Origin of the sequence: Caulobacter sp. AP07 (assembly GCF_000281955.1) — a bacterium.
Classification (GTDB): Bacteria; Pseudomonadota; Alphaproteobacteria; order Caulobacterales; family Caulobacteraceae; genus Caulobacter.
In genome coordinates this window covers 1-3,306 of record NZ_AKKF01000095.1, presented here as the reverse complement: position 1 = coordinate 3,306, position 3,306 = coordinate 1, and the positions used below count along the sequence as shown (strand labels likewise).

Sequence of the window (3,306 nt, the reverse complement as noted above, 5' to 3'; positions counted from 1 at the left end):
GGGAGAGGGGGCGGTCGCCACCCCTGGCCGGCGTGCTCATCCAGTTCCGGCGCCCGAGGCTCCACCCGCCCCGGCTCCTCGCGGAACAGCAGCGGCGTCCCCACCACGGCGTCCGTTGGCATCCCGCGAGATCATCCCGCGCGCCGCCACGGCCGGGTCGTCGAAGGCGGCCTTCAGCGACCGCACCGGGGCGAAGCAGACGTCGCGGCCTTCGAACCAGGCCTCCCATTCCGCCTGGCTCTTCGTGGCGAAGGTCTCGCGGAAGAAGGCCCGCAGCGGTTCCTGGCCCGGCCCGGGCGGCAGGCGGGCATGGTCCAGCAGGTCGGGCCGCCCCAGAGCCGCCAGCAGGTTGGCCGCGAACTTCACCTCCGAGCCGCCCAGCACGATCCACTGGCCGTCGGCGCATTCATAGAGGTTGAACATCGCCGCCCCGCCCCACGACCGCTCGGCCTTGGGGAGGTTGGCGCGGTTCTCGGCGAACACCGGGCCGGTGGCGTTGGGGGTCCAGGCCATCAGGCTGTCGAGCATGGCGACGTCGAGATAGTCGCCCCGGCCGGTCCTCTCCCGTCGCAACAGCGCCATCAGCACCCCCGACAGGGCGGTCAGCGAGGCCAGGGCGTCGGCGGCCATCAGGCCGGGCATGGCCGGCTTGCCGTCCTGGCCCTCGTTCAGCGACACCAGGCCGGCCAGGGCCTCGACGGCCAGGTCGTGGGCGGGACGGTCGCGATAGGGACCGGCCTGGCCGAAGGCGCTGATCGCGCAGTAGACGACGCCCGGATTGACCGCCTTGACCGCGTCGTAGCCGACCCCCAGCCGGTCGACCACGCCGGGCCGGAAGGCCTCGACCAGCACGTCGGCCTCGCGGGCCAGGGCCCAGAACGCCGCCTGGCCCTCGGCCGATTTCAGGTCCAGCTGGATCGAGCGCTTGCCGCGATGTGTGTTGCGGAACCACACCGTCTGGCCGTTCGTCGCCAGGCCGATATGGCGGCTGGGCTCGCCCTCGCCGGCCGGCTCGACCTTGATCACGTCGGCCCCGTGGTCGGCCATCATCAGGGTCAGCATCGGACCGGGCAGGAACAGGGACAGGTCCAGGACCTTGACGCCGTCGAGCTTCATCGGGCGCTCCCCGGCGCCTTGGGTCCCAGCAGCGTGTCGGTGTGCTCGCCCAGGGCCGGGGCGCGGGCGGCGGGCATCCTTTGGCCATCGACCCGGATCGGGCAGGCCAGCATGTCCAGGCCCTGGGGTCGGGCCGGATGGTCGATGTGGTCACGCATCGCCACCTCGGCGACGAACGGGTTGTCCAGCGCCTCGGCCAGGTCGGCGATCGGCGAGAACGGCACGCGGCCGCCCAGATAGGCCATCCACGCGGCGCCGGTCCGCGTCGCCATGATCGCGTCGAGGATCGGGGTCAGGGCGTCGAGGTTGGCGCGGCGGGCCGGCATGTCGAGGAAGCGGGGATCGGCCTGCAGGTCGGGACGATCCACCAGATCGCAGAACAGCCGCCAGAACCGTTCGGTCTGGCACATCAGCATGCCCCAGCCGTCCTGGGTCCTCACCCGCTGCGACGGGCTGATCGACGGGTGGGCGCCGCGCGGCAGGCGGTCGGCGTGGTGGCCCTCGTTCATCGCCCACACCGCCGGATAGGAGGTCTGGTGCAGCGCCACGTCGAACAGCGACACGTCGACGTCGCAGCCGGTCCCGCTGGCCCGCGCCCCGAGGATCGCCGAGACGATGCCCAGGGCGAACACCGAGCCGGTCATGAAGTCGACCATCGACAGGCCAAAGCGCACCGGCGGCCCGTCCGGCTCGCCGGTCAGGGTCATGAACCCGGCCTCGGCCTGCATCAGGTAGTCGTAGCCCGGCCAGGCCTCGCGGCTGTTGCCCCGTCCGTAGGCGGACAGGTGGGCGCAGACCACGGTGGGGTTGATCGCCTCGAGGTCCTCGTAGCGCAGCCGAAGCTTCTCCGGCTGGTCGCCGCGCAGGTTGTTGACCACGGCGTCGGCGCCGGCCACCAGTCGCTCGAAGTCGGCGCGGCCCTGGGGGGTCTTGAGCTCCAGGGCGACGGACTGCTTGCCGCGCGAGAAGGTCTGGAAGAACTGGCTGTCGGCCTCGCCCAGGAAGTAGGGGCCCAGGCCCCGGCTGATGTCGCCGCCCAGGGACGGGGCCTCGATCTTGATCACCTGCGCGCCCAGCTCGCACAGCAGCTGGGTGCCGTAGGGGCCGGCGGCGTATTGCTCGACCGCCACGATACGCACGCCGTCCAGGGGTCTGTTCATCCGCTCCGCCTCTGCTTTGGACGATGATGCGACGCCCGCCCGGCCGCGCCTAGGGCGACGTAACGGAAAGCTGGGGGGCGGAAGGCGGCTTGTTTCGGCGCGGCGATGGCCGTAGCAAGCCGCTCGACACCGCCACCGAGTAAGGCCCCATGACCGTCGTCCTGCAGACCGCCCGCGCCCGCGTCGAGATCCTGCCCGCCCTGGGCGGCGCCCTGGGCCGGTTCACCTGGGACGGCCGCGACGTGACCCGGCCGACCCCGGCGGGGACGGGCGAGGTGCTCGACACCGGCAACTTCCCGCTGGTTCCCTACTGTAACCGCATCCGCGACGGCCGCTTCAGCTTCGGCGGCCACGCGGTGCGCTTGAAGCCGAACCTCGGCGACCATCCGCACGCCCTGCACGGCCAGGGCTGGCGCGCGGCCTGGACGGTGGAGTCGGCGAGCCAGACCCAGGCGGTGCTGAGCTTCGACCACGCGCCCGACGAATGGCCCTGGGCCTATCGCGCCGAGCAGCGCTTCACCCTGGACGACGACGGCCTGCGCCTGGAGCTGTCGGTGACCAACACCGGCGGCGAGGCGATGCCGGCCGGCCTGGGCTTCCACCCCTATTTCCCGGCCCGCCCCGGCGAGCGGCTGCGAGCCGGGGTGACCGGCGTCTGGATGATCGACAGCGACTGCCTGCCCACCACCCACGTGGCGGGCGCCTGGCGCTCGGACTGGGCGGCCGGGGCGCCGACGGCGGTCTCCGAGCTGATCGACAATTGCTACACCGGCTGGGACGGCGCCGCGACGCTGTCGGCGCCGGGCGGGGCGAGCACGACCCTGACCGCTTCGCCGGACTGCCGCTGGCTGCACGTCTATTCGCCGCCGGGCGCCGATTTCGTCTGCGCCGAGCCGGTGGCCAACCGGCCCGACCCGTTCCACGGCGAGGACAGCGGGATCGTGGTGCTGGCGCCGGGGGAAATGGCGGCGGTGTGGATGGTGATCAGCTCCAACTGACGCTCACCTAAACAACCGTCATCCCGGGCCTT

General features: G+C 72.3%; 3 protein-coding genes. 1 reads left to right on the top strand and 2 read right to left on the bottom strand.

What is annotated here, in order from left to right; translation table 11 throughout:
* Positions 1–36 precede the first annotated feature (36 nt).
* A complete protein-coding gene (locus tag PMI01_RS06085) occupies positions 37–1,116 on the bottom strand; it encodes a CaiB/BaiF CoA transferase family protein (protein WP_007665389.1) in 1,080 nt (359 codons plus the stop codon).
* A complete protein-coding gene (locus PMI01_RS06080; protein WP_007665385.1) occupies positions 1,113–2,276 on the bottom strand; it encodes a CaiB/BaiF CoA transferase family protein in 1,164 nt (387 codons plus the stop codon). The genes PMI01_RS06085 and PMI01_RS06080 overlap by 4 nt, the downstream gene beginning before the upstream one ends.
* Positions 2,277–2,425: 149 nt before the next feature.
* On the opposite strand from PMI01_RS06080, the gene PMI01_RS06075 reads away from it, so the two are divergent.
* Entirely contained in the window at positions 2,426–3,274 is an 849-nt protein-coding gene (locus PMI01_RS06075; protein ID WP_007665381.1) for an aldose 1-epimerase, read from the top strand.
* The last annotated feature ends 32 nt before the right edge of the window (positions 3,275–3,306 follow it).

Excerpts from the sequence above, each read along its gene's own strand:
- PMI01_RS06075 (WP_007665381.1), top strand. The coding sequence starts at position 2,426 with ATGACCGTCGTCCTGCAGACCGCCCGCGCCCGCGTCGAGATCCTGCCC.
- PMI01_RS06080 (WP_007665385.1), bottom strand. The coding sequence starts at position 2,276 with ATGAACAGACCCCTGGACGGCGTGCGTATCGTGGCGGTCGAGCAATAC.
- PMI01_RS06085 (WP_007665389.1), bottom strand. The coding sequence starts at position 1,116 with ATGAAGCTCGACGGCGTCAAGGTCCTGGACCTGTCCCTGTTCCTGCCC.